1 protein-coding gene is annotated in these 505 nt (G+C 51.1%); it reads right to left on the bottom strand.

The window, feature by feature from the left end:
* Positions 1 to 505, bottom strand: a 505-nt coding sequence (locus tag R7Q46_RS30645; RefSeq protein ID WP_318078775.1) for a TGS domain-containing protein, incomplete at both ends; no start/stop codon positions are given.

The raw sequence follows: 505 nt of genomic DNA, 5'->3' as shown, positions 1-505 counted from the left end.
TTCACCAGTGCATTAATGTGGTTGATGATCTGATTGATACGCAGGTCGCCACTGCCTACACCGACGTAGAGTTCATCCGGCGTGTTGACGTTGAAGCGTTTTAGGGCGTAATGCTCTGCATCTTTTAACGTCGCACCAATCTTCACCAACTCGTGTTCGAGGATTTCACGTCCCGCTTCGAGGTTTTTCTCACGACTCTGTTTACGGAACCAAGCGTTGATCTTCGCACGAGCACGCCCTGAATGAACAAAGCCTAGTGATGGGTTTAACCAGTCTCGCGATGGGTTTGGCTCTTTTGCTGTGATGATTTCGACCTGATCGCCCATGTGGAGTTTATGGGTGAACGGCACGATTCGGCCACCAACTTTGGCGCCAATACAACGGTGCCCGACTTCTGAGTGAATGTGGTAGGCAAAGTCTAGTGGAGTTGCCCCCATTGGTAAGTCGACAACATCGCCACGTGGTGTAAATGCGTAGACGCGGTCATCGAAGACTTGGCTTCGGA

Source organism: Vibrio sp. 811 (assembly GCF_033339195.1).
Note: the sequence above shows the minus strand (reverse complement) of the source record. Positions and strands in the feature narration are given on the sequence as shown.